Genomic DNA, 24,322 nt, shown 5'->3' with positions numbered 1-24,322 from the left:
TATACTGCATATAGATGTCTCATATAGTTATTGGTAATTAAAATAATACCAATACAGGAACATTTGACGGCTAAGGGCTGATTGACAACTTTTACACAGATGAGGTACAATGAGTGGTGCGTAGAAAAGAGGTGTTAGCATTTGCAAACCTATGTAGTGGCTTTTACTGTTGCTCTGGCAGCAGCTTACTTTATCACCCCTTATATTAAGGATCTGGCCATTAAGGCCGGGGCGCTTGATGCTCCCGACGCGCGTAAAGTGCATACAATTCCCATCCCCCGGCTGGGCGGACTGGCAATATATTTCGGTTTTGTGCTGGCTGTGCTGTTCAGTATGCATATCACTCATGAAATCCGGGGTCTGCTGTTAGGCGGCACTGTCATTCTGGCAGTCGGCATTATTGACGATGTCAAGCAATTGCCGGCAAAGGTTAAACTCTTAGGTCAGATTCTGGCTGCTTCTGTACTCATTATGTTCGATATTCGCATTGAATGGCTGACAAACCCGTTTGGTGATATGATCTATGTTAATTATTTATCGATACCGCTCACAATCCTGTGGGTAGTCAGCCTGACCAACACCGTTAATCTGATTGACGGCCTCGACGGCCTGGCCGCCGGGGTATCGACAATCGCGTCGGTAACGATATTGTTAGTGGCGCTGGAACAGGATTTTTGGACAGTGGCCATTTTAACGGCGGCTCTGGCCGGCAGTGCCCTTGGTTTTTTGCAGCATAACTTTAACCCTGCCAAAATTTTTATGGGTGATACAGGCAGTATGTTTTTGGGCTATATGCTGGCCGCTGTCTCCATCCTGGGGACGGTAAAAAGCGCGGCAACCATCGCGCTGGTTGTGCCAATCGTGGCCCTGGGGCTGCCAATTATGGATACGGCCTTTGCTATTATCCGCCGCTATATGAGCGGACGGCCGATATTTAAGCCGGACAAGGGCCATTTGCACCATCGCCTGCTGGCAATGGGCCTGAGTCAGAAACAGGCTGTATTGCTCATGTATGTGATCAGCGGCTGCCTGGGCGTAAGCGCTATTGCCCTGACGGCCGTAAGTAAAGTGTATGCCGCCTTGATTTTACTGGCAATTATCACGGTCGCAATTCTGGGGGCGAAAAAGATTGGTGTGTTGAAAAACAATGAAGGTGTCCTGAAAAATACCGATTCAGTTAAAAGCCATTAGTATCTTGGCTTGAGTCGCGCTTATAACGCAACAGACCGGTTATAGGGCGGGCAATCATTGCCCGCTTTATGTTATCCCTGGCAAGGTACTAACTGCCGACCGAGAGGAGAATGTTTATGTCCCGCATAAAAGTAATGACTGTTTTTGGCACCCGCCCGGAGGCGATAAAAATGGCGCCGGTTGTACTGGAGTTAGCGAAATATCCTGAGGCTGTCACCCCGGTGGTGGCTGTAACCGCCCAGCACCGGGAGATGCTTGATCAGGTCCTGCAGCTGTTCAGGATTACCCCTGATCATGATCTGGATATTATGTGCAAGGGACAGACCCTGTTTGATATTACCTGCCGGGCCATGGCCGGGCTTAATCAGGTGCTGGTTGCAGAAAAGCCGGATATTGTGCTGGTCCACGGCGACACCACCACCACCTTTGCCGGGGCCATGGCCGCGTTTTATCACCAGACCACGATCGGCCATGTGGAGGCCGGGCTGAGAACAGGCAATAAGCAGTCCCCTTTTCCGGAGGAGATGAACCGCAAGCTGACAGGCGCGCTGGCTGACATCCATTTTGCCCCGACAACAACGGCCCGGCAAAACCTGCTGCAGGAAAATGTTGACCCCGGGGCTGTAGTTGTTACCGGCAACACCGTCATTGATGCGCTGATGGCCACTGTTGATGCCAGTTATTGCTTTACCAGCCCTCTGCTCCAAAATATTGACTATGCTAACCGCAAGGTCATTCTGGTCACAACCCACCGGCGGGAAAACCTGGGCGAGCCTATGCGCCATGTGTACCAGGCCCTGAAAGACATTGTTACCAGTCACGCTGATGTGGAAATTGTTTTTCCTGTACATAGAAATCCGCTTGTCCGTCAGGTCGTGGAGGAAGAACTGGGCGAACTGGACCGGGTGCACCTGATTGATCCGCTCGACTACCAGCCTTTCGCCAATTTGATTGCCCGGTCTTACCTGGTGCTTACCGATTCGGGCGGCATTCAGGAAGAAGCGCCGGCCCTTGGCAAACCCGTACTGGTGCTGCGGGACACCACGGAACGCCCGGAGGCAGTGGCCGCAGGCACTGTTAAACTGATCGGCACTGACCGGGACCGTGTTTATACTGAAACCCGGCGTTTACTGATTGACGGCTGTGAGTATCATAAAATGGCCAATGCCGTTAACCCCTATGGCGACGGGCAGGCGGCCAGGCGGATTGTCGCCGCGATTTTGCACAACTACGGGCTAGTGGACAGCCGCCCCGACGAATTTAATTTTTAGTTAAATAGGTGTAATTTTTATTATTTTCTGTATGTCTATGCAGGAATTTTGCCTGCTGATGGAGAAACATCATACGGGTATTAGCCTATTTTGGGTATTTTGCCGAAATAGGGCGGCGTCAGGCTGAAGATGCCTTGGTAAGAGGTGATGCTATGTCTGGCAAAAATGACGGGCTGTGGTCAGCCTTTGGTTTAGCCGGATCCATCGGGCTTAATATGGCGGCATCCGTGGCCGTCGGCCTGTTTTTAGGCCGCTCTGCCGACCGGTTCTGGGATACAGCTCCCTGGTTTACCGTGGGGGGCATTGTGCTGGGCATGATCGCCGGGCTGTGGGGCACTTATAAGCGGCTTGTTAAATGACACCGTAAAAGACTTGGCATAAGCCGGGTTTTCCAGCCCCATCAGAATTTATAAAATTTCAAGGCCATGATTTAAGGGATAAGAAAAATCTATACCCTAAAGGGTACAGGCGGCTTCCTGCCGGCTTGGCATAAGCCAGGTTTTTCTAAAAAGTTTGGGAGGACAAGTGCTTACAATCGGTTTTGCTGATGACTTCGCCGCGCAGATGCGGCGCACACTGGCCCACTTGGGGGCCTGGGTTTTTTTTATAACTTTTAGCGCTTTTATTTCAGACAAATTATTTATTATACCTGGCTTATTGACAGGCTGGTCGGGAAGTGTGATCTATTTTCTCCTGATGTGCCGCCGGGTAAAGAAAAGTGTTGAACTGCCACCGGAAAAGGCTGTCGCCTCCATGCGGGCCGGCTGGCTTCTCCGGTTCAGTTTTGCCATTTCGATACTTGTTTTGTCAATATATGTGCCGGGTATTGATTTTTGGGCGGCAGTAGTGGGACTGTTCTCACTTCACATAGTATTAATGGTTAATGCCGTAATAACCGTGAGTGCCGGACTTGTAAGCAACCTTAACAAGTCCAATGTAAAATCAGGAAAGGAGTGAAAAAGAAAGTATGGGACATGGTGGTGGAGGCCATGAGATTGGCGGACATAAGCTCGCGCAATTTGCCGGGTTAACCTTTAATCTCGATACCTTATACATGACATGGCTGGTCATGGGCATTGTCATACTCCTGGCAGTAGTTGCCACCCGCCGGCTGGATATGGTTCCCCGGGGCTGGCAGAACATCCTGGAGATAGTTGTTACCGCCCTGCTGAATCAGATTGACAACACCATGGGGCCAAAGGGGCGGAAACTGGCGCCAATGATTATAACCCTGTTCTTATTTTTAGTCATTGGCAACGAACTGGGACTGGTGCCGGGATTTACCTCGCCAACCAATGATATTAACACAACACTGGGTCTGGCATTGATGGTTGTTATCCTTGTACATATTCTGGGTATTGTGAACCGGGGCCCGGGCAGATACTTCAAACATTTTTTTGAACCTTATATCCCTTTTGTAATTATCAACATAATCGAAGAACTGGCCAAACCGATTACCTTATCCTTCCGTCTTTTTGGCAACATTCTGGCCGGGGAGATCCTGCTAATCATCCTGGGCATGCTGGTGCCGTATGTCATACCTACGGCCTGGCTGGCCTTCAGTGTGTTTGTGGGCATTGTGCAGGCATTTATTTTTACCATGCTGGCCATGTCGTATTTGTCAAATTCATTGCAGGACGGGCATCACTAACTAGTACTTACCGTAAATGCTTAACATTGCAACCAAAGAAAAAAGGAGGAGTTTTTTGTGGAACAAGCTATTATTATTGCAGCCTCTGCCATCGGAGCAGGTTTGGCTATCGGCCTTGCCGCCATTGGTGCCGGCATCGGTGACGGTGCGGTTACCGCCAAAGCGATTGAGGGGATGGCAAGACAACCGGAAGCAAAAGGAACTATTCTTGTCAACATGCTGATATCAGTAGGTTTGATCGAGTCTATTCCGATTATCGCTGCTGTTATTGCTATTGTACTGGTATTCGCCAATCCGTTTATAAAGTAATCAAAGCGTTATCGGGCGACTGGCAGACCACCAGGGTGGTTTCTGCCAGCGCTCCCCTTATACGCCGGAAAGAGGAGGGGCCCTCAATTGGTTGACTTGAACGCGACGCTTATAGCGCAAATTATAAATTTTCTTATACTTGTTGCTATCTTAACGAAAGTGGCATACAAACCGCTGATGAAGGCGCTGGCTGACCGGCAGGCCAAAATTGCTGACAGTCTGGAAACAGCCGAGCAGGAAAAGCAAGCTGCTGAGAAACTCAGACAGGAATATCTTGCCCAGCTGGCCGAAGCTCGTACCCAGGCCCAGGCTATTGTGGAAAAGGCCGCCAAGCTGGCTGAACAAACCAAGGAACAAATGTTGAAAGAAGCCCGCGAAGAAAGCGCGCGGCTGTTAAAAGCCACCCAGGAAGAAATTGCCCGGGAACGGGATCTTGCCATTGCCGAACTGAAAGGTGAGGTGGTGACGCTGGCCGTGGCCGCGGCTGCCAAAATCGTTGCCCAGAACATGGACGATGCCGCCAACGCCAGGATTGTCGAAGACTTTATCACCAACCTGGATGGTAAGAAAATAGGTGGTTTGCCATGCTAATCAATAAGTTGGCGCTCAAATATGCCCAGGCCATATATGAAATTGCCAGCGACAGAGCTTTGCTTGACAATGTGGAGAAACAGCTCAGGCTGGTAGAGTCCACGATTGCCGGACACGCTGATTTGGCTACCCTTATGTATCATCCGCTGGTGCCGGCTCCTGCCAAAAAGGAAACAATCAACCGGGTGTTTGCCGGAGATTTGGACGGATTTGTCCGGAACTTCCTGCTGCTCCTGATTGACAAACGCCGCGAGCCCGCCCTGCCGGCCATTATCCGTGAGTACATACGCCTGGCCAATGAGGCCAGGAACATGGCCGAGGCCGAAGTCTTTACTGCCAGGGAGCTCAGCGCCGGGCAGCTTGAGGCCCTGGCAGCCAAGCTGAGCCAGGTTACCGGCAAGAATATTGTACTCAAGACAGCCATAGATCAAGAACTGCTCGGCGGTGTAGTCGTTAAAATTGGTGATAAACTGATTGACGGCAGTGTTGCCCGTCAGCTTAAAACGCTTAAAGCGGCGCTGTTGACGAACCAAGTCACTGCCGTATAGCCGCGGACTTTATCCGATGACCAGGCCGCTTTCGCTCCGGCTTGCCAGTGGGAGCGCAAACGGCTAAGTCCCTGGATAAGGTCGACTATAGTTCAGCGGGTTTTCCCTGTCTGAAGCTGAGTCTACTTTATGATTGGGGTGAGATCTTAACTTATGAAAATGAGGCCAGAAGAAATAACGGCGATTATCAAACAGCAAATTGAGCATTATCAGGTAGACCTCAATGTTGATGATGTCGGTACCGTTATTGAAGTAGGCGATGGTATCGCCCGGATCCACGGCTTGGAAAAGGCCATGGCCGGCGAATTATTAGAATTTCCGCATGAAGTATTTGGCATGGTCTTAAACCTGGAAGAAGATAATGTGGGGGCCGTACTCCTGGGCGGCGAGATTGCGATCAAGGAAGGCGACACTGTCCGCCGGACCGGACGCATCATGCAGGTGCCGGTAGGGGAGGCCATGGTTGGCCGGGTTGTGAACGCTATTGGCCAGCCGATTGACGGCAAAGGCCCGATCAACACCACGGATTTTCGCCCGGTTGAATACCGTGCGCCAGGCATTGCCGACAGACAGTCGGTAAAAGAGCCGCTCCAGACAGGCATCAAGGCAATTGACTCCATGGTACCGATCGGGCGCGGTCAGCGCGAACTGATCATTGGTGACCGTGGCACCGGTAAAACAGCGATTGCCGTTGATACCATTATTAACCAAAAAGGCCAGGGCGTCATATGCATCTATGTCGCCATCGGCCAAAAAGCATCGACCGTGGCCCGGGTTGTAAAAACCCTGGAAGAGGCCGGGGCTTTGGAATACACCATTATTGTCGCCGCCACCGCATCCGACAGCGCGCCGCTGCAATATCTCGCGCCTTATGCCGGTGTCACCATGGGCGAATACTTTATGTACAAAGGCGGCTCTGTTTTGTGCGTGTATGACGATTTGTCCAAACACGCGGCCGCTTACCGGGCCATGTCCCTGCTGCTGCGCCGGCCGCCAGGCCGTGAAGCGTATCCGGGGGATGTATTTTACCTTCATTCCCGGCTATTGGAACGGGCAGCGAAACTGTCCAATGAACTGGGCGGCGGCTCCATTACCGCGCTGCCGGTTATCGAAACACTGGCCGGCGACGTGTCGGCCTACATACCGACCAACGTGATTTCCATTACCGACGGCCAGATATTCCTGGAAGGCGAGTTATTTTATTCCGGTATCCGCCCGGCCATCAATGCCGGTTTGTCCGTATCCCGTGTAGGCGGCTCCGCCCAGATTAAAGCCATGAAGCAGGTGGCCGGCCGTTTGCGTCTGGACCTGGCCCAGTATCGTGAACTGGCAGCGTTTGCCCAGTTCGGCTCAGACCTTGATAAATCCACCAAGGCCCAGCTTGACCGCGGCCAGCGGATGATGGAAATCCTCAAGCAGCCCCAGTATGTGCCCATGGCTGTGGAAGAACAGGTTATGGTTATCTATAGCGGTATCAACGGCTATCTTGATGATGTGCCGATTGAGGATGTTACCAAGTTTGAACAGGACTTCCTGAAATTCATGCGCAGCAATTATGCGGAAGTGGCCAAAACCATCAGAGAAAAGAAAGTGCTTGATGCCGATACCGAAGCAGGCATAAAAAAAGCTGTGAAAGAATTCAAAGACACTTTTGTCAAAGTTGAAGCGGCGAGGTGATAATGTATGGCTAGCGCCAGAGATATCCGCCGCCGTATTAAAAGCGTAAAAAATATTCAGCAGATCACCAAGGCCATGAAAATGGTGGCTGCCGCCCGGTTGCGCCGGGCGCAGGAACGGGCCATTGCCAGCAAGCCTTATACCGATAAGATCAAAGAAGTGCTGACAAGCGTTGCTGCCAATGTCCGGGATGCCTCCCACCCCCTGCTGGAGGTGCGCGAGGTCAAACAAACCGGTTATCTGGTATTAAGTGCCGACAAAGGGCTGGCCGGGGCCTACTCGTCCAACCTGATGAAAGAGGTATTGCCACAGGTACGGGGCAAAGACAATGCCAAACTGGTGACGGTGGGCCGTAAAGCCCGCGATTACTTTAAGCGGCGTGGTTATACAATTGACGGCGAATATACCGGCTTCTCGGAAAAACCGTCTTATCATGATGCGGTCATGCTGGCCCAGCTTATGGCTGAAAAGTTTGCCGCCGGCGAGTATGACGAGCTTTATCTGACTTATACCCATTTCTATTCGCCTATTAATCAGAAGCCAACAACACTCAAACTATTGCCGCTAGCCGGTATCGGCGAAGGGGAGCCGAATACCCAGACCGAGTACATATTTGAGCCATCGGCCGCTGAGGTTCTTGGTTTGCTGTTGCCGCGCTACCTGGAAACAGTCATTTACGGGGCGCTGCTGCAATCGGCGGCCAGCGAGCTGGGTGCCCGGATGACGGCGATGGGTTCGGCTACTGATAATGCGCAAGAGCTTATTGCCAAACTGACCCTGAACTACAATAAAGTCCGGCAGGCCACGATTACCCGGGAAATATCCGAGATCGTCGGTGGCGCTGAGGCGCTTAAGTAGAAGGGCGAAGAAGTTAAGGAGGGGAAACCCTAGTGAATATCGGTAGAATTATTCAAGTTATCGGTCCTGTTATTGACGCTGAGTTTCCCCCGGAGAAACTGCCTGCCATATATAATGCCGTCACCATTGACGAAACCGTTGGTGATGTACAGGTAAAACTGACAGCAGAGGTCATGCAGCACCTGGGCGATAACACCGTCCGTTGTGTAGCCATGTCCTCTACGGACGGTCTGACCCGCGGCATGAAAGCAGTGGATACCGGGGCGCCCATTAAAATACCGGTGGGGAAGGGAACCTTAGGCCGCGTATTTAACGTACTTGGTGAAACGGTTGATAAAAAGCCCGAGCAGGTTACGGCTGATGATTATTGGCCAATCCACCGGCCGGCACCAAAGTTTGAAGACCAGGAGACCTCCACGCAGATTCTGGAAACAGGCATCAAGGTCGTCGACCTGATTGCCCCCTATGCGCTAGGCGGCAAAATTGGGCTGTTCGGCGGCGCCGGTGTAGGGAAAACGGTACTGATTATGGAACTGATCCGCAACATTGCCACCGAGCATGGCGGGTACTCGGTATTTGCCGGCGTAGGCGAACGTACCCGGGAAGGCAATGATTTATGGAACGAAATGATTGAATCCGGTGTTATCGATAAAACGGCGCTGGTATACGGTCAGATGAACGAACCGCCGGGAGCGCGGATGCGCGTAGGCCTTACCGGCCTGACAATGGCCGAATACTTCCGTGATGTCGGCGGCCAGGACGTACTGCTGTTTGTCGACAATATCTTCCGCTTTATCCAGGCCGGTTCCGAAGTTTCGGCCCTCCTGGGCCGGATGCCGTCGGCGGTTGGTTATCAGCCGACCCTGAGTACTGACGTTGGCGCCCTGCAGGAGCGGATCACCTCTACCAAAAAAGGCTCAATTACCTCGGTCCAGGCTGTATATGTGCCGGCCGACGACCTGACAGACCCGGCGCCGGCAGCAACCTTTGCCCACCTTGACGCCACCACGGTATTGTCCCGTCAAATCTCAGAGCTTGGCATTTATCCGGCCGTTGACCCGCTGGATTCCACCTCCCGGATCATGGATCCCAACGTATTGGGGGAAGAGCATTATCAGGTAGCCCGCGGTGTCCAGGAGGTACTGCAGCGCTATAAGGAACTGCAGGATATTATTGCCATTCTGGGTATGGAGGAGTTGTCTGACGAAGACAGGCAGACCGTGGCCCGGGCCAGAAAAATCCAGCGATTCCTGAGCCAGCCGTTCTTTGTGGCCGAGGCCTTTACCGGCACTCCCGGCAAGTATGTGTCGCTCAAGGAAACGATTCGCGGGTTCAAGGAAATTTTAAGCGGCAAGCATGACGAATTGCCGGAAACAGCGTTTTATATGGTAGGTACTATTGACGAGGCAGTGGAAAAGGCTCAAAAAATGAAGGGGGAATAATAGATGGCCAATACGATTCGGCTGGATATTGTTACTCCTGACAGGATGGTCTACTCTGAAGACGTCAATATGGTGATTGCCAGGGCAACAGACGGCGACCTGGGCATTTTGCCAGGCCATGCCCCGCTGATCGCCGGTCTTGATATCTGGCCCCTCAGGATCATGAAAGACGAAGGCGAAAACCAACTGGCGATGTGCGGCGGCTTTATTGAAGTCCGTCCCCAGAAGGTAACAATATTGGCAAGCTGCGCCGAATTGCCGGAAGAAATTGATGTGAAACGGGCGGAAGCGGCGAAAGAGCGGGCGGAAGCCCGGTTGCGGTCCAAGGAAGATATTGACGTCCACCGGGCCGAGATTGCGCTTAAGCGGGCCACGATGCGTTTAAGAGTTGCGGAAAAAAGATAAGCACAGGCAAAGAAATGAGATGCTCGGCCGAGCGTCTCATTTCTTTTTTTCTCACACCATAATTTACATAGAATAACGTGCCTAAATCCTGGCAAAAATGAACATAACGGCTTTATTTTACTTTATTATAACTCGCCGGCTATTGCTTCGCGATAAGGGTAATGATAAACTATTATAGGAAAACTGTGAAGTTTTGTATTCGAACAGGTTGAACCGGTCTTTATACATTGTAAAGTAACCGCTGTTGTGGGAGGAAACTTTTGTGGAAAAACTAATTGTTCGCGGGGGCAATCGCCTGTCCGGCACAGTGAAGGTTAGCGGTGCAAAAAACGCTGTACTGCCGGTGATTGCGGCAACGCTGCTGGGGACAACTCCCAGCACCCTGGAAGAGATACCAGACCTGGAAGATGTCCGGACGATTGCCGAGGTGCTTGAGCATTTAGGCGCGGCGGTTAAAATTGAACCAGGAACACTATATGTTGACAGCTCCAATATTATTGCCTGTGAAGCTCCCTATGAGCTGGTCAGGAAGATGCGCGCGTCTTTTCTGGTTATGGGCCCTTTGCTAGCCCGGGAAGGCTGTGCCAAGATCTCCCTGCCAGGCGGCTGCGCCATCGGTACAAGGCCAATAGACCTGCATCTGAAAGGTTTTGAGGCTTTGGGGGCTGAAATCGTTATGGGCCACGGCTTTATTGAGGCCAGGGCGCCGCAGGGATTAAAGGGGGCCAGAATTTATCTGGACTTTCCCAGTGTTGGGGCAACCGAAAACATCATGATGGCTGCCAGCATGGCCAAAGGGCAGACGATCATAGAAAACCCGGCGGAAGAACCGGAAATTGTGGACCTGGCCAATATTCTTAATCACATGGGCGCCAACATTCGCGGGGCCGGCACCAAAATGATCAGAATTGAAGGGGCCAGCGAGTTGCGGGGGGCCTGCCATACCGTGATACCTGACCGGATTGAGGCCGGTACTTATATGGTCGCCGCCGCCATGACCGGTGGCGACGTATATGTGGAAAATGCCCTGACCGAACACCTGAAACCGGTGATTGCCAAACTAAAAGAAGCCGGCGTGCTGATTGAAGAGGACGTAAACGGCGTCAGGGTTTGCGCCACAGGCAGCATCCGCTCCGTGGATATCAAAACATTACCCTACCCGGGTTTTCCCACCGATATGCAGGCTCAGTTTATGGCCCTGATGACGGTGGCCCAGGGGACGAGTATTGTCACGGAAACAGTATTTGAAAACCGGTTTATGCATGTGGACGAATTAAAACGCATGGGGGCAGCAATCAAGATCGACGGCCGCAGCGCTGTGGTTGAAGGGGTTACCAAACTGACAGGCTGTCCTGTCAAAGCCACCGATCTAAGGGCCGGAGCGGCGCTGGTACTGGCTGGCCTTGTGGCGGAAGGGCAAACCGAGATTGGCTATATTCACCACATTGACCGGGGTTATGACCGGCTTGTGGAAAAATTCCGCGGTATTGGTGCCAATATTGAACGTGTAGGTTAGCCGAACTAATAATTATCATACGCACTGTTGCCATCACTGAGCGGACTTGCCCAACAGGGGCGGGTCCGCTCGGTATTTTTCCACTCATACCGCTTGGCTTGTTTGCATATTATGAATTAATAATGTGGATAACGCTGAGTAGAGGTGAGCGCGGTGCGTTACGTGGCAGTATATACTATCCTACTGGTAATCGTGACTGTTATTGCAATTCCGGCGTTCATAGTCCAAGGAGTGAGCGACTGGGGCAGGCAGCCGGCGGCAGCCGGCAACCAAGTTGCTTACAGGGGCGAGGATATTACGATTAAAGTGTATGTACATGAAATCAACCAGATTGTGGCGATGAACCTTGAAGATTATGTAAAAGGGGTAGTTGCGGCGGAAATGCCGGCGGAATTTGAGCTGGAGGCCCTCAAGGCCCAGGCGGTGGCGGCGCGCACCTATGCTGTCAAGCATATAGCCCTGTTCGGCGGCACCGGTTCCAGCGAGTATCCCGGCGCCGACGTGACGACAGATCATAATGACAGCCAGGCCTGGCATAATGAGACCATATTAAGAAATAAATGGGGTCAAAACTACGCTAAATACTGGAGCAAAGTCAGCCGCGCCGCCAGCGAGACACGGGGCCTCATTATCACCTATAAAGGGGAACCCATTAACGCCGTGTTCCATTCCACCAGCGGGGAAAAAACGGCCAGCGCCCAGGAAGTATGGGGCTTTGACTATCCTTACCTGCAAAGTGTGGCGTGCAGCTGGGACCAGAAATCACCACGGTACCAGGATACCAAGGAAATAACCCTGGCCGAACTGGAAGCGCGGTTAGGGGCTGATGCCGGGATACTGGCCGCCGCCCAAAGCGGCGGCAGTGCCAGTATTGCCGGCATTATCGACTATACCGGCTCCGGGCGGGTAAACAAAATCAGGATTGGAACAAAAACGCTGTCAGGCCTGGAGGTAAGGCAAAAGCTGGAACTGCGCTCGACTAATTTCAGTGTTGCCCCGGCCGGTGACAAACTGATATTTAAAACCTTTGGTTATGGCCACGGCGTCGGCCTGTGCCAGTACGGGGCCAATGGCCAGGCCAAAGACAACCGGGATTTTCGTCAGATACTAACCTACTACTACACAGGCACGGCGATTAAAAACATATTTGGTTCCTAAAATGTAAGCTAATGCGGGGGGATTTTTGTAAACCACGGCGACGGAAGCGGCATACCGGAGGCTGGCTGCCCGGCGACAAGCAGGAGTACGGAAAATCTCCCGCCTGTATTCACAGGCATAGGGGCAGCGCACTGAACCGTTAGGCCGAACCAGGATTATTTAGCGGCAAATTGGGCATAATATCCATGAGGTGATGGATGATATGCCTGGAAAAATATTTGCAAAACTGACCCGGTCCGGCCACGTAGGACAGGTCTTAACCGCAGGGGGGCTGCTGGCGATAGCGGCATTGCTGGTATTTGCGGTTGCCACCACCCTGGAGCCGGCGCCTACGCCACCGGTAGCGAAAACAGCGCCGGTGTCAGAGCCTGTCCAGCCCCTGCCGTCAGTGCAACCACCCTTGCCTGCTGTTTCGATCAGCCAATTGCCTGCCGGCCCCCAGCCGCCTGCTGACGAATTGTCTGCGGCTGCAGCTGGTCAACAGGCTACAGCGGTCGGCCATGAGGCCATTCAGGATCTGTGGCGCGGGGCCGTGATCCGGGAATTCGGCTGGCAGTTCCATCCCCTGTACCAGGACTGGCGGTATAATAACGGTCTTGACATCAGCGGTGGAGAAGGCCAGATTGTACCGGCCCTGTTAAGCGGGGAAGTGGTGGAAATATATACTGATAAGCAGCATGGTTTAACCGTTGCTGTGCAGAGCGGCAGATACACGGTGCATTATGGATCTCTGGCCAGTGTGGCCGTCAACAAAAATACAAGGATAAAAGCAGGCAGCCCTGTCGGCTCGATGGGAATAAGCGCCAGTGAACCGGAACCACATCTGCATCTGGCCGTCCAGGGCAGCAGCGGCACTCGCATCGATCCCCGGGAGCTGTTTCCGGATCTCATTAATTAAATTAACTTTCCCAATAGGAATGACCTTTGCGTAAGGTCATTTTTTCTTTTCCTCCGCATATACATGTTAGCAAAGGGTTAAAAGGACGGGCGCGAGGGGGAAGAGGCCGGATGAAAGAGTATATTCGCAAAAGGGTGTTGGATATATGCAACCACATCATGGAAACAAAGCATACCGTACGTCAGACTGCTACTGTCTTTGGGGTAAGCAAAAGCACGGTTCACAAAGATATGATTGAACGTCTTCCTGAGATTAACAAGCGGCTGGCAGCCAAGGTGAAAAATATCCTTGAACTGAATAAGGCAGAACGGCATATCCGCGGTGGTGAGGCTACCAGAAAGAAGTACAAAGAGGAAAAAGAGGAAGAATAAAAACAGACAAACAGAAGCAAGGGGAGCAGAGCATGGCCTTCTTGCTTCTGTTTTTCTTTTAACAGGCAAAACGCCTTTGCTTTTCCCGCCGGTTTTTGGGACCGGCCTGGCAAAGTTGCATAATCTGTACCAGCGAAAAATAGAGGAATTTAATTATATTTGTAGAATACGTACATCACTTGTATTTATCTTGCAATAGGCTTCTTGTTTTGGTCCGGACAGTTGGACAGGGAGAGGCGGGCACGATGATTTGGAAAGGGGCTAAGGATTCTACATGTTTGGAACCATGGATATTGGCGTCGACCTGGGAACTGCCAACGTTTTAGTATACATAAAGGGTAAGGGGATTGTCTTGCGGGAGCCGTCGGTGGTTGCCATTGACCGCGACAGCAACCGGATTTTGGCCATTGGCGAAGAAGCGCGGCGGATGTTGGGCCGGACTCCCGGCAACATTATTGCCATCAGGCCTTTGCGCGAAGGGGTCATTGCCGACTATGACACTACAGAAAGCATGCTCAGGCATTTTATTCAAAAAGTTGCCGGCAAGAACTTCTTTTTTAAACCCCGGATCATGGTATGTATCCCCTCCGGCGTAACAACAGTGGAAAAACGGGCGGTGCTGGAGGCGGCTATGCAGGCCGGGGCCCGTAAAACCTATCTGATTGAAGAACCGCTGGCGGCTGCCCTGGGGGCCGGTCTGGAGATTGCCGAACCCTGCGGGGCGATGGTGGTGGATATCGGCGGCGGCACAACCGATGTGGCCGTACTCAGCCTGGGCGGTATTGTTGTCAGTGAATCGCTGCGGATCGGCGGCGATAAATTTGATGAAGCGCTGATTCGGCATGTCAAAAAAGAATATAACATCCTGATTGGCGAACGTACGGCGGAAGAGATTAAAGTAGCCATTGCCACTGCCTACCCCGACGGCCGTAATGAAAGCATGGAGATCCGGGGGCGGGACCTCGTGTCCGGGCTGCCGAAAACCATTCGCATGAGTTCGGCGGAAACACGGGAAGCCTTGGCCGAACCAGTGGCGCTGATCGTTGAATGCGTCAAATCCGTCCTGGAAAAAACACCGCCTGAACTGGCGGCAGACATTGTGGACCGCGGCATTGTCATGACCGGCGGCGGCTCGCTGATTCACGGTCTGGATACATTGATTAATCAGGAAACCGGCATTCCTACCTATCTGGCCGAAGACCCCCTGTCCTGTGTTGCCTTAGGCACCGGTAAAGCCCTTGACTCCCTGGAAAGCCTGCAGGATACCCTGACAACACTGAAAAAAGGCACGCTGGCGGGCTAATACGCCCCACCGGCGAAAGATTGGCAGCCTGACAATTGTATGGCAATCTTGTCTTAAGAAAACCACCAATCATTACGATATAATTAGTACGATAGATTCTTTAAGGAGTGAAGCCCGTTGATTCGAGGCATTTATACTGCGGCTTCCGGGATGGTGGCGGAAACAACCAGAACAGATACCATTGCCAATAACCTGGCTAATGGCAATACCACCGGCTATAAAAAGGATGTCGCCATAGCCAAGGATTTTGCCAGCCTGTTAATCCAGCGCATTAATGACGGGCCGGAAGTGCCGGCCATCGGCACGCTGGGGCTGGGGAGCGTCATCGACGAGATCGCGACCATCCAAACCGCCGGGGCCATTCGCCCGACTGGCAATGCGCTCGACTTTGCCGTTGACGGCCAGGGCTTTTTTGCTGTGGAAACACCGGCCGGTGTCCGGTATACCAGAAATGGGGCCTTTACCCGCAGCGGCCAGGGCGAACTGGTAACCAGCGAAGGCTTTCCGGTTCTGGGACAAAATGGCGCCATTGCCATTCCGGCGGGAAAAATTTCCGTTGAGGAAACAGGCCGCATCACTGTTGACGGCGCTGAGGCCGGCCAGCTCAGACTGGTGACGTTTGCCGATGACCGCCAGGTGATAAAAGAAGGCAACAGTCTCTACCGGACCGAGCAGGAGGAACAACCGGCGACAGGCAAGATCATGCAAGGCTTGCTGGAGCAATCCAATGTCAATATTGTGGCTGAGATGGTGAACCTGATCTCCGGTTACCGGGCGTATGAGGTAAACGCCAAAACGGTACAGGCTCACGATCAGTTGCTGGATAAGGCTGTCAATGAAGTGGGGAAAGTCTAGTGTCTTGACCACATTATCTTTTTAGTTTGATGACGGCCAAAATGACAAATGGCGGCGTCAGCCCCTCCTAGCAGACCCCTTCCAGTATGCGTCGTCGGTGCTTCCTTGCCCTTTGCCATTTTGTCTCGCCCTAAAACTAAAATATAACATGGTCAAGTCACTAGTGTCCCCAATAGCTAAGCAAAAAAATAACTGCCTGGGGCCGGACTTAGCGGAAGCCCCTGGCCGCTGACCGACTGACGCGGCCGGTTAGGCAACAAAAATCATAATGGAGGTCATTACTATGCTTCGAGCACTATGGACTGCCGGCACGGGGATGGTTGCCCAGCAAGCCAACCTTGACACCATTTCCAATAACCTGGCTAACGTGAATACCACCGGTTTCAAAAAAGGCCGGGCTGAATTTCAGGATCTTATGTATCAGACGATTCGCCAGGCTGGTGCGGCCACCGGCCCTGATACCCAGCTGCCGACAGGAATTCAGGTCGGCCATGGGGTACGCCAGGTGGCTACCCAGAAGCTATACGGACAGGGCAATTTCCAAAGTACCGGTAATGATTATGATCTGGCGATTGAGGGCGAAGGTTTCTTTCAGATCACCATGCCCGATGGCACGCTGGCTTATACCCGTGACGGCTCTTTTAAAAAGGATTCCCAGGGACGCATGGTTACGGCCGAAGGCTATCCGCTGGAGCCGCAGATTACGGTACCCGATGATGCAACAGGGCTGACTATTTCTGCCGACGGCCTGGTAAGCGCAACAACACCTGCCGGCACAGAGGAGATCGGGCAGATCACCATTGCCCGCTTTGTTAATCCCGCCGGCCTGGAAAATATGGGCCGCAACCTGGCCCGGGAAACCGAGGCCTCAGGGGTGCCGGTAGTAGGCAACCCCGGCGATGACGGTGCCGGCACGCTGGCCCAGCAATATCTGGAAATGTCCAATGTCCAGGTGGTCGAGGAAATGGTAAACATGATTGTGGCCCAGCGGGCTTATGAAGTCAATTCCAAAGCCATCCAAACGGCTGATGATATGCTGGGGCAGGCAGCCAGCCTCAAACGGTAGGAATAACCAATGAAGAATGAATTATACCGGCTTACCATGGTGATCCTATGTGTTGCCGGTATATTATTTAACGGCGTTAGCGCCAGGGCCCAGGGGCTGACCATTACGGTTGCCGCTGAATCGCAGGTTACAGGCCAGTTTTTTACCCTCGGGGACATTGCCAGCTTCAGCGGCGACGATGCCGGCCGGATTGCCGGCCTGCAGCAAATCCGGCTGGGGCGGACGCCGGCGCCGGGGCAGAGCATACTATTTTCCGCAGAACTGTTAGCAATCCGCTTACATAACGCCAGTCACGATTTGACCGGTCTTGCCTGGCAGGTGCCGCCGCAGTTCAGAGTAACCGCCCTGTCTCAGGTCATTACCGGTGAACGGCTTACCTCTCTGGCGGCCCAATACCTGCGGGAACACCTTACCGGCAGCGATATTGAGCTCCTGCCGGTGGGGCAGACGCAGGATCTCCTGGTGCCGCCAGGGGCTGTGGGCTTTAGTTTTGACCTGCCCTATGGGGTAAAATATAATGCGCCGACAACCGTACAAATCGGCCTTAACCTGGCCGGACAGCCTTATACCTCGGTCAGGGTCAGATTTGACATAAAAAAATATGAGCAGGTGGCTGTTGCCAGCCGGGCCATTGCCCCCCGGGACCTGATTAGTGGTGACAATATAATCTTTGAGCGCCGCGATATCGGGCGTATGCCGCCGGGATATTTTACCGATCCTGATAAAATAATGGGCTTGGCTGTGAAACGGCAATTGTCGCCGGGAACGGCGCTCAGCGAGAACGTACTGGAAAAACCGCTACTGATTAAGCGGGGAAAAACCGTCCGGATTGTTGCCCACAGCGGCGGCATTGAAGTGAGTGCGCCGGGCATTGCGTTGCAAAGCGGCAGTGAAGGCCAGTCGATCCGGGTGCAAAACGCCAATTCCCGCAAGGTAATTACTGCCAGGATTATAGATGAAACAACGGTCCTGGCGCAGATATAGCGAAAGAGGTGTCCTGAGGATGGGTAAGCTTATTGGTTGTCTGTTACTACTTTTTCTGATGTCTCAGCCTGTCCTGCCTGTACAGGCCAATTCCCTGTGGCTGGATGCGGCGCCGACAGCCAGCCTGTTTAGCGACTTCCGGGCTCATGCCGTCGGTGATATTATTACCATTGTTATCAGTGAGTCTTCCAGTGCCAGCCGGACAGGCAACGCGTCCAATTCGAAATCGGCCAGCACCAGCCTGGATGCCGGTGTGGGGCTGCTGACCTTTATTAATCCGGTCAGCGGCGGCTCATCCGACAGCTTTAAGGCCCAGGGATCGGTGGCCAACAGCAACAGGGTAACCGGGCGGATTACGGTTAAGGTAACTGAAGTCATGCCGAACGGGCTGCTGGTTATCTCCGGCACGCAATCGATAAAGCAGTTGAGTGATGAACAGAAAATTACCATCACCGGTATTGTCAGGCCGGAAGATGTTACGGCCGACAATACGGTGCTGTCCAGCAATGTTGCCGATGCCCAGCTTAAAATTGAAGGCAAGGGCCCGCTGGCAAGCAAACAAAGACAGGGAATTCTGACCCAGATCTTCAACTTTATATTTTAAGGATGACTAAGGGAGGAAATATGCGCAAATTAACAGCAATCTTCCTGACCGCCGTACTGGCTGTAAGCATAACGGTTCCGGCCCTGGCCGCTCCAACCCAGGTCAGTACCCGGATTAAGGATGTGTCCAAGGTGCAGGGCATGCGCAACAACCAGCTGACCGGATATGGCTTGGTGGTGGGGCTGGCTGGTACCGGCGATTCTAATAAAAGTGTGTTTACCCTGCAATCGATTGCCAATATGCTGAAATCATTTGGCGTTGTCATCAACTCGTCCCAGATTAAGCCGAAAAATGTGGCTGCCGTTATGATTACCGCCACGCTGCCGCCTTTTGCCAAACCAGGTGACACCATCGATATTACCGTTTCTTCTATGAGCGACGCCAAGAGCCTGCAGGGAGGAACGCTCCTGCAAACCCCGCTGCGGGGTGCTAATGGCCAGGTATATGCGGTCGGCCAGGGGCCGGTGTCCACCGGCGGTTTCATTTTTGGCTCCGGCGGCTCCAGCCAGCAGAAAAACTTTCCGACTGTCGCTAATATTCCGGCCGGCGCCTTAGTGGAGCGGGAAGTACCAATGCCTTTTGCGGATAAAGAGAACGGCCGGATTACTCTGGCGCTTAACCAGCCTGATTTCACAACTGCCAACCGGATCAGTGCGGCCATTGATCAGCGTTTTGGCCCGATCACTGTGGCCAAAGATCCCGGTACCGTAGTTATTAATATTCCGTATTATTATACTGAGGATATTGTCGGTTTTGTCGCGGCCCTGGAGGAACTGGCCGTTATGCCTGATACGGTTGCCAAGGTTGTTATTAACGAACGGACAGGTACGGTTGTGATTGGCAGCAATGTGACGATTGATCAGGTGGCTGTCGCTCAGGGCGGTCTTACTGTCAAGATCGGCAAGTCGACAGAGGTTTCCCAGCCGCCGTCTTTCTCTGACGGCAACACCGTTGTCACCACCGATACCACCATTGAGGCCCGGGAAGAACCAGCCGGACTTATTGTTCTGCCGGCTTCAGCCAATGTCGGCGACGTAGTGGCCGCTCTGAATGCCGTAGGGGCCACACCCCGCGATATTATCTCCATCCTGCAGGCCATAAAAGCGGCCGGAGCTTTGCACGCCGAGCTGCAGATCATGTAAAGCAGCAGGCTATAAACGCCCATCTGCTTTGTTGCTCCTGCGGGCGCTCCCTCCGACGTACTTCCCAGTACGACTGCGGTCACGTCCTCGTCGCGCCTCGCAGCTGGACATTTCTAGCCAGCTGCGGGCCTATACTGATAAGGGGTGAGTGAATTTTGAAAATAAATCCTAACAATCTTATACAGCCCACCACCATTCCTGCCGGCGGCGGGGCGGCGGTACCCGGCCAGGGCGCAGCTTTTGCCGCCAGGCTGGAGAAAGCGGTTCAAACCTCCGGGCTGGCGGGAGCTGTGCCGGCAAAAGGCCGTGAAGAGGCTAAGCTCAAGGCCGCCTGCCAGGAGATGGAAGCGGTTTTCCTGAACATGATGCTGACGAGAATGCGGGCCAGTGTGCCTAAAACTAAGCTCATGGGCGATACAGCAGGCGAAGAAACGATGCAATCGCTGTTGGACACGGAGTTAACCAAAAATATGGCGCAAGCCGGGGGGATGGGCTTGGCCGACATGCTGTACCGCCAGCTGAGTAAAAGTTCTGTTAAAGGCCAGGCTCGATAGCCTGGCCTCTTTTGTCTACCGACTATACCTTAATGGGCGTCGTCCCGCAAGGATTTGGCACAAGCCAAGTCTTTTCTTGCATAGGTCTGTTTCGCTACTTTATCATAAGGAGTGTGTGGTTTCATGTTCAATTGCCTGCGGCTGAGAAAATCACTGCTTGCAGCCTGTTGCTTCCTGCTTGTACTGCTGCTCCCAAGTGCTGCCTGGGCTGCGGCTGAACCGGTAGTGAGCAAAATCAGGCTCAGCCAGAGTGTGGAGAAAGTCAGAATTGTGTTTGATGTCTCCGCCTTGCCGGAATACAAAGTATTGACGCTGGAGAATCCGCTCCGGCTGGTTATTGATATGCCGGGGGTTGTAAATAAAGGTGTCGCCCAATATAGTGTCAATGACCCGACTGTAGCCAGGATACGCCTGGCCGCGCCTGAGCCAGGCAAGCTCAGAGCGGTTGTCGATTTGAAAACTCCCTATTTGTACAAGGTATTTACCCTGAAAGACCCCAACCGGCTGGTTGTTGATATTATTAAAGACTATGAGCAAAAACAGGTGGAAGAACCGGCACCGGGCCTGACCTATACATCCTGGCTGAGAAATCAGGCCAGCGGTCCGTTATGGGCCCATATCCTTGAGGTCGACCTGCAGGCCGGTTTTGCGGTCCAGCCTGTGTTGTCCAATGGAATGATCAAGGGGCTGGAACCCTTGCTGCCGATGGCTGAGCGGGCCGGGGCGGTAGCTGCTGTCAATGGCTCTTATTTTGGGGCCGACGGGACGATTATCGGCTTGCTTAAGATCGGTGGCGAAATTGTCAGTACGCCTGAACTGCCCCGCACAGCCCTTGGCATTATGCCTGACGGCCGGATGCTTATTGATCAGGTTCACTATGAAGGGCAGGTTGTATTGCCCGATGCGGGGACCGTGATGATACATGGCGTTAACAGGCAGCGGGGGGAAAACGAGCTTGTTCTTTACAATCCTTTTTATGCCCCGGCGACCGGCTGTAATGATTTCGGCAGCGAATATGTAGTTGTCAACGGCGAGGTGGTTGCCATCAATACCGGCAATTCGTCGATACCGCCGGCCGGCTTTGTCCTTTCCGCCCACGGTGCCGCCGCCAGCCGTCTGGCCGGTCTGGCCATTGGCGACCGGGTCGAGGTGAAGCAGACGCTGGGGACGGTGTGGGATAAAACCAGCCATGCCTTAGGCGCCGGACCCATGCTTGTTAAAAATAACAGCGTGTTTTTAACAACTAAAATTGAAGAATTCGGCTCCGATGTGGCCGGCGGCCGCGCTCCCCGGACAGCAATCGGCCTCAAGGCCGACGGGAAGCTGCTGGTGGTTGTCGTTGACGGCCGGCAGGAGCTCAGTACCGGGATGACGCTCCTGGAGCTGGCGCTCTTTATGCAGGAACTGGGAGCGCAGGATGCTATGAATCTTGATGGCGGCGGCTCCAGTGAGATGGTATTAAACGGCAAGATCATCAACAGGCCCTCAGACCGGCGTGAACGGCGGGTCGGCGACGCATTGGCAATTATTGCAAGCCGTGTTGCTAATTAAGAAAAATACGCTATAATAAAGGGGAGAAACCTCTATAGCAAACTACAAAGGCAGGTGTTTCTGTATGGTTCATAAAAAGAGTATCATGGTCATTACCGTGTTGCTGGTTATTGTCGGTGCCGTAGCCTGGGTACTGGCAGCAGGCCAGACGGTTGACCAGCGCGGTGTATTGGCAGGCACTGTTGTGGCCAATGGCCTGGTGGCTCCCGGGGCCCTGGCCCGGGAAGGCGATATACTGGTTTATGTTAATACCCTGACCGGCCCGGCGGTCGCAGTCCGTGCCAACACCGACGGCACTGTCCGCGAAGTGCTGGTAAAGCCGGGCGACAAAGTCAAAAGCGGTGATGTTTTAGTCAGGATTGAACCGCTTAAGCGGTAGGGCAGTACTACCTATGACAGGGAAGCATTATTTTGCAAGGCTAACATGCTATGCCCTAATCTTCTTCATGGAAGGATGAACATATGTTTAATATTCTAAGGCGTTGCCTGACCGCGCTGGCGGTGTTACTGATTATGCTGCCGATTGGCTATGTGCAAGCTGCGCCTGAATTTATGCCTGTTGAGCAGGTTGTCAAGGGCATGCATGGAACAGCCAAAACTGTTGTTTCAGGCAGTCAGATTGAAGAGTTTGGTGTGGAAGTTCTGGGAGTAATGAAACAAAAAGGACCGTCCGGTGATCTGATCCTTGTCCGTACCTATGGCGATGTCATTGAGCGGACAGGCGGCATTGCCCAGGGCATGAGCGGCAGTCCGGTATATATTAACGGCAAGCTGATTGGCGCCATCGCTTTCGGCTGGGGCTTGACCGATCATAAGGTCGGGATGGTAACCCCGATTGCCGACATGCTCAAATTATGGGAGTTGAACGGCGGACAGGCAGAATTGCAGACGCCGGCAGTTCCTCTGGACGACAACGCAGTCAGCACACCCTTAATGGCCGCCGGTTTTGGTGACCAGGCGCTGAAGATGCTGGCAGACAAGCTTAAGCCCTATAATCTGACCCCTTATGCCGTGAGCGGCACCATGGCTGATGCCAATAACGGGATTGTTTATAATAAAACCGTTGAGCCAGGCAGCACCATCGGTTTGCAACTGGTACGGGGGGATATCAGCCTGGGAGCGTTAGGCACAGTAACCTATGTTGAGGGCGATAAACTGCTGGCTTTTGGCCATCCTTTCCTGAAAAAAGGCAAAGTCAACTATTTTCTGACCGATGCCGAGGTTTACACCACGATCAGCGGTCTGGAAAACTCTTTTAAGGTCGGTACATCTACAGAAACAATCGGGATGATTAACCAGGACAGAGGGGCCGGCATTGCCGGGACAATCAGCCAATTTCCCAATATAGTACCGCTCCGGATTACGGTTACCGATAACAACCTGGGCCGTACCAACGAATTATGGGCGCAGGTGGTGCAGGATGAGGAACTGGCGCCGACCCTGTCGGCGGTCAGCGTGTTTAACGCCATTGAAAAAACCACCGACCGGGTTGGTTCCGGCACAGCCAGGATCAGCTTTGAGATCAGTGCTGCCGGTATACCCGGCGAGGTATTGGCGCGGGAGAATATGTTTTACACGCAGGGCAATATTGGCGAACTGGCAATCGCTGAGGTGCATGAAGCCCTGGCCCTGCTGAGCGGCAACCAGTTTACCCCTGTCAGTATCATGGATGTTAAGGTCAATGTGGTTATTGACAACGAGCGGCGGACAGCGACTATTCTTGAAGCAAAAACCAATACAGCGGCCGCCAAACCGGGCGACAAGGTGGATATCGCGGTGAAAATAAAACCGTTTCGCGGCGAACCGCTGACCAAATATGTCACTTACACTGTGCCCAAGGAGCAGCAGCCGGGGCCGCTGATGCTGACTGTACGGGGCGGCGGGATGGTTTCTATTGCCCAGATCGTTGGCCAGCGGCCCGGGGCGGAACAGGATCTAAGCAAGTTATTCATGCTCAAGGCCAGGCCCACGTCCCTGGCGGAAGCCGTCCAGGAACTCGCTAACCGGGACCGGAATAACGATATCGTGGTTGAGGCCATTGCAATGAATATGCCTGATGCCGCCGCCGGCAATGCCGGTAAAAATGTGAAACCGCTTGCCGGTACCTTTGAGACTGCTCCCAGCCCGGCATTACCGGAAACAACCGGCATGAAGCCGTCCAACAGCACCGCTGCCGGCAGTGAGGCGGCCAAACAGGCCAGAGGCGACGAGGCCAAACAAAAAGTGTATGTAACAACCGACTATATTATTGATGGTGACACGCAGGTCATGGTGAATATTACAAAATAAACTGCTATCGAGGATAAAAGCCGCATGAGTGCGGCTTTTATCCTTTATCGTTCCGGCCTTATCCCGGCAGCACCAGGCGGGCAAGGAA

26 protein-coding genes are annotated in these 24,322 nt (G+C 53.1%); all 26 read left to right on the top strand.

The annotated features are described in order from the left end of the window. Window positions 1–141 precede the first annotated feature (141 nt). The 26 genes from ACZ481_RS21205 to ACZ481_RS21080 all read left to right on the top strand — a co-directional run bounded on the left by ACZ481_RS21205 (window position 142) and on the right by ACZ481_RS21080 (window position 24,234). On the top strand, window positions 142–1,191 hold the full coding sequence (locus ACZ481_RS21205; protein WP_464767322.1) for an MraY family glycosyltransferase: 1,050 nt from the start codon (window positions 142–144) through the stop codon (window positions 1,189–1,191). A gap of 116 nt (window positions 1,192–1,307) precedes the next feature. Next, window positions 1,308–2,462 carry a non-hydrolyzing UDP-N-acetylglucosamine 2-epimerase gene (gene wecB / locus ACZ481_RS21200; protein WP_464767321.1) on the top strand — a complete coding sequence of 385 codons (1,155 nt, stop codon included), beginning with the start codon at window positions 1,308–1,310 and terminating at the stop codon, window positions 2,460–2,462. 152 nt (window positions 2,463–2,614) lie between these two features. Beyond that, entirely contained in the window at window positions 2,615–2,821 is a 207-nt protein-coding gene (locus tag ACZ481_RS21195) for an AtpZ/AtpI family protein (RefSeq protein WP_464767320.1), read from the top strand. Between the two features lie 166 nt (window positions 2,822–2,987). Continuing rightward, window positions 2,988–3,419, top strand: coding sequence for an ATP synthase subunit I (locus ACZ481_RS21190; protein WP_464767319.1), 432 nt, complete (start codon window positions 2,988–2,990; stop codon window positions 3,417–3,419). A 10-nt stretch (window positions 3,420–3,429) separates the two neighbouring features. Then, a complete protein-coding gene (atpB, locus tag ACZ481_RS21185) occupies window positions 3,430–4,113 on the top strand; it encodes a F0F1 ATP synthase subunit A (RefSeq protein WP_464767318.1) in 684 nt (227 codons plus the stop codon). A 57-nt stretch (window positions 4,114–4,170) separates the two neighbouring features. Continuing rightward, window positions 4,171–4,422, top strand: coding sequence for a F0F1 ATP synthase subunit C (gene atpE, locus ACZ481_RS21180; protein WP_075757102.1), 252 nt, complete (start codon window positions 4,171–4,173; stop codon window positions 4,420–4,422). 87 nt (window positions 4,423–4,509) lie between these two features. After that, window positions 4,510–5,013 (top strand): F0F1 ATP synthase subunit B, encoded by a 504-nt coding sequence (gene atpF, locus ACZ481_RS21175; protein WP_464767317.1) that lies wholly within the window; start codon window positions 4,510–4,512, stop codon window positions 5,011–5,013. Continuing rightward, window positions 5,007–5,561, top strand: a complete 555-nt coding sequence (locus ACZ481_RS21170; RefSeq protein ID WP_464767316.1) for a F0F1 ATP synthase subunit delta — start codon at window positions 5,007–5,009, stop codon at window positions 5,559–5,561. The genes atpF and ACZ481_RS21170 overlap by 7 nt, the downstream gene beginning before the upstream one ends. A 153-nt stretch (window positions 5,562–5,714) precedes the next feature. Continuing rightward, on the top strand, window positions 5,715–7,238 hold the full coding sequence (gene atpA, locus ACZ481_RS21165; protein WP_464767315.1) for a F0F1 ATP synthase subunit alpha: 1,524 nt from the start codon (window positions 5,715–5,717) through the stop codon (window positions 7,236–7,238). 6 nt (window positions 7,239–7,244) lie between these two features. Beyond that, entirely contained in the window at window positions 7,245–8,096 is an 852-nt protein-coding gene (gene atpG / locus ACZ481_RS21160; protein ID WP_464767314.1) for an ATP synthase F1 subunit gamma, read from the top strand. Window positions 8,097–8,128: 32 nt separating this feature from the next. Continuing rightward, complete coding sequence (gene atpD / locus ACZ481_RS21155; protein WP_464767313.1) at window positions 8,129–9,538, top strand: F0F1 ATP synthase subunit beta; 1,410 nt, start codon at window positions 8,129–8,131, stop codon at window positions 9,536–9,538. A gap of 3 nt (window positions 9,539–9,541) precedes the next feature. Then, a complete protein-coding gene (locus tag ACZ481_RS21150) occupies window positions 9,542–9,943 on the top strand; it encodes a F0F1 ATP synthase subunit epsilon (RefSeq protein ID WP_464767312.1) in 402 nt (133 codons plus the stop codon). 262 nt (window positions 9,944–10,205) lie between these two features. Beyond that, window positions 10,206–11,459 carry a UDP-N-acetylglucosamine 1-carboxyvinyltransferase gene (gene murA, locus ACZ481_RS21145; RefSeq protein WP_464767311.1) on the top strand — a complete coding sequence of 418 codons (1,254 nt, stop codon included), beginning with the start codon at window positions 10,206–10,208 and terminating at the stop codon, window positions 11,457–11,459. Between the two features lie 144 nt (window positions 11,460–11,603). Beyond that, window positions 11,604–12,617, top strand: coding sequence for a stage II sporulation protein D (spoIID, locus tag ACZ481_RS21140; protein WP_464767310.1), 1,014 nt, complete (start codon window positions 11,604–11,606; stop codon window positions 12,615–12,617). Between the two features lie 202 nt (window positions 12,618–12,819). Beyond that, complete coding sequence (locus ACZ481_RS21135; RefSeq protein ID WP_464767309.1) at window positions 12,820–13,515, top strand: peptidoglycan DD-metalloendopeptidase family protein; 696 nt, start codon at window positions 12,820–12,822, stop codon at window positions 13,513–13,515. A 110-nt stretch (window positions 13,516–13,625) separates the two neighbouring features. Beyond that, the gene (gene spoIIID / locus ACZ481_RS21130; RefSeq protein ID WP_144351525.1) at window positions 13,626–13,886 is read left to right on the top strand and encodes a sporulation transcriptional regulator SpoIIID; all 261 of its coding nucleotides are present in this window, start codon (window positions 13,626–13,628) and stop codon (window positions 13,884–13,886) included. A gap of 274 nt (window positions 13,887–14,160) precedes the next feature. Next, window positions 14,161–15,189 (top strand): rod shape-determining protein MreB, encoded by a 1,029-nt coding sequence (gene mreB / locus ACZ481_RS21125; protein WP_464767308.1) that lies wholly within the window; start codon window positions 14,161–14,163, stop codon window positions 15,187–15,189. 117 nt (window positions 15,190–15,306) lie between these two features. Beyond that, a complete protein-coding gene (gene flgF, locus ACZ481_RS21120) occupies window positions 15,307–16,044 on the top strand; it encodes a flagellar basal-body rod protein FlgF (protein WP_464767307.1) in 738 nt (245 codons plus the stop codon). A 283-nt stretch (window positions 16,045–16,327) separates the two neighbouring features. After that, entirely contained in the window at window positions 16,328–17,110 is a 783-nt protein-coding gene (gene flgG, locus ACZ481_RS21115) for a flagellar basal-body rod protein FlgG (RefSeq protein WP_464767306.1), read from the top strand. A 9-nt stretch (window positions 17,111–17,119) separates the two neighbouring features. Continuing rightward, window positions 17,120–18,094 (top strand): flagellar basal body P-ring formation chaperone FlgA, encoded by a 975-nt coding sequence (gene flgA / locus ACZ481_RS21110; protein WP_464767305.1) that lies wholly within the window; start codon window positions 17,120–17,122, stop codon window positions 18,092–18,094. Between the two features lie 19 nt (window positions 18,095–18,113). After that, on the top strand, window positions 18,114–18,698 hold the full coding sequence (locus ACZ481_RS21105) for a flagellar basal body L-ring protein FlgH (RefSeq protein ID WP_464767304.1): 585 nt from the start codon (window positions 18,114–18,116) through the stop codon (window positions 18,696–18,698). A 20-nt stretch (window positions 18,699–18,718) separates the two neighbouring features. Then, window positions 18,719–19,840, top strand: a complete 1,122-nt coding sequence (locus tag ACZ481_RS21100; protein WP_464767303.1) for a flagellar basal body P-ring protein FlgI — start codon at window positions 18,719–18,721, stop codon at window positions 19,838–19,840. Between the two features lie 155 nt (window positions 19,841–19,995). Further along, entirely contained in the window at window positions 19,996–20,394 is a 399-nt protein-coding gene (locus tag ACZ481_RS21095) for a rod-binding protein (protein WP_464767302.1), read from the top strand. A gap of 123 nt (window positions 20,395–20,517) precedes the next feature. Beyond that, window positions 20,518–21,945: a phosphodiester glycosidase family protein gene (locus ACZ481_RS21090; RefSeq protein WP_464767301.1), complete on the top strand. Its 1,428-nt coding sequence runs from the start codon at window positions 20,518–20,520 to the stop codon at window positions 21,943–21,945. Between the two features lie 64 nt (window positions 21,946–22,009). Beyond that, window positions 22,010–22,324 (top strand): biotin/lipoyl-containing protein, encoded by a 315-nt coding sequence (locus ACZ481_RS21085; RefSeq protein WP_464767300.1) that lies wholly within the window; start codon window positions 22,010–22,012, stop codon window positions 22,322–22,324. A gap of 83 nt (window positions 22,325–22,407) precedes the next feature. Then, on the top strand, window positions 22,408–24,234 hold the full coding sequence (locus ACZ481_RS21080) for a SpoIVB peptidase S55 domain-containing protein (protein ID WP_464767299.1): 1,827 nt from the start codon (window positions 22,408–22,410) through the stop codon (window positions 24,232–24,234). Window positions 24,235–24,322 lie beyond the last annotated feature (88 nt).

Source organism: Sporomusa intestinalis, from assembly GCF_055383785.1.
Note: the sequence above shows the minus strand (reverse complement) of the source record. Positions and strands in the feature narration are given on the sequence as shown.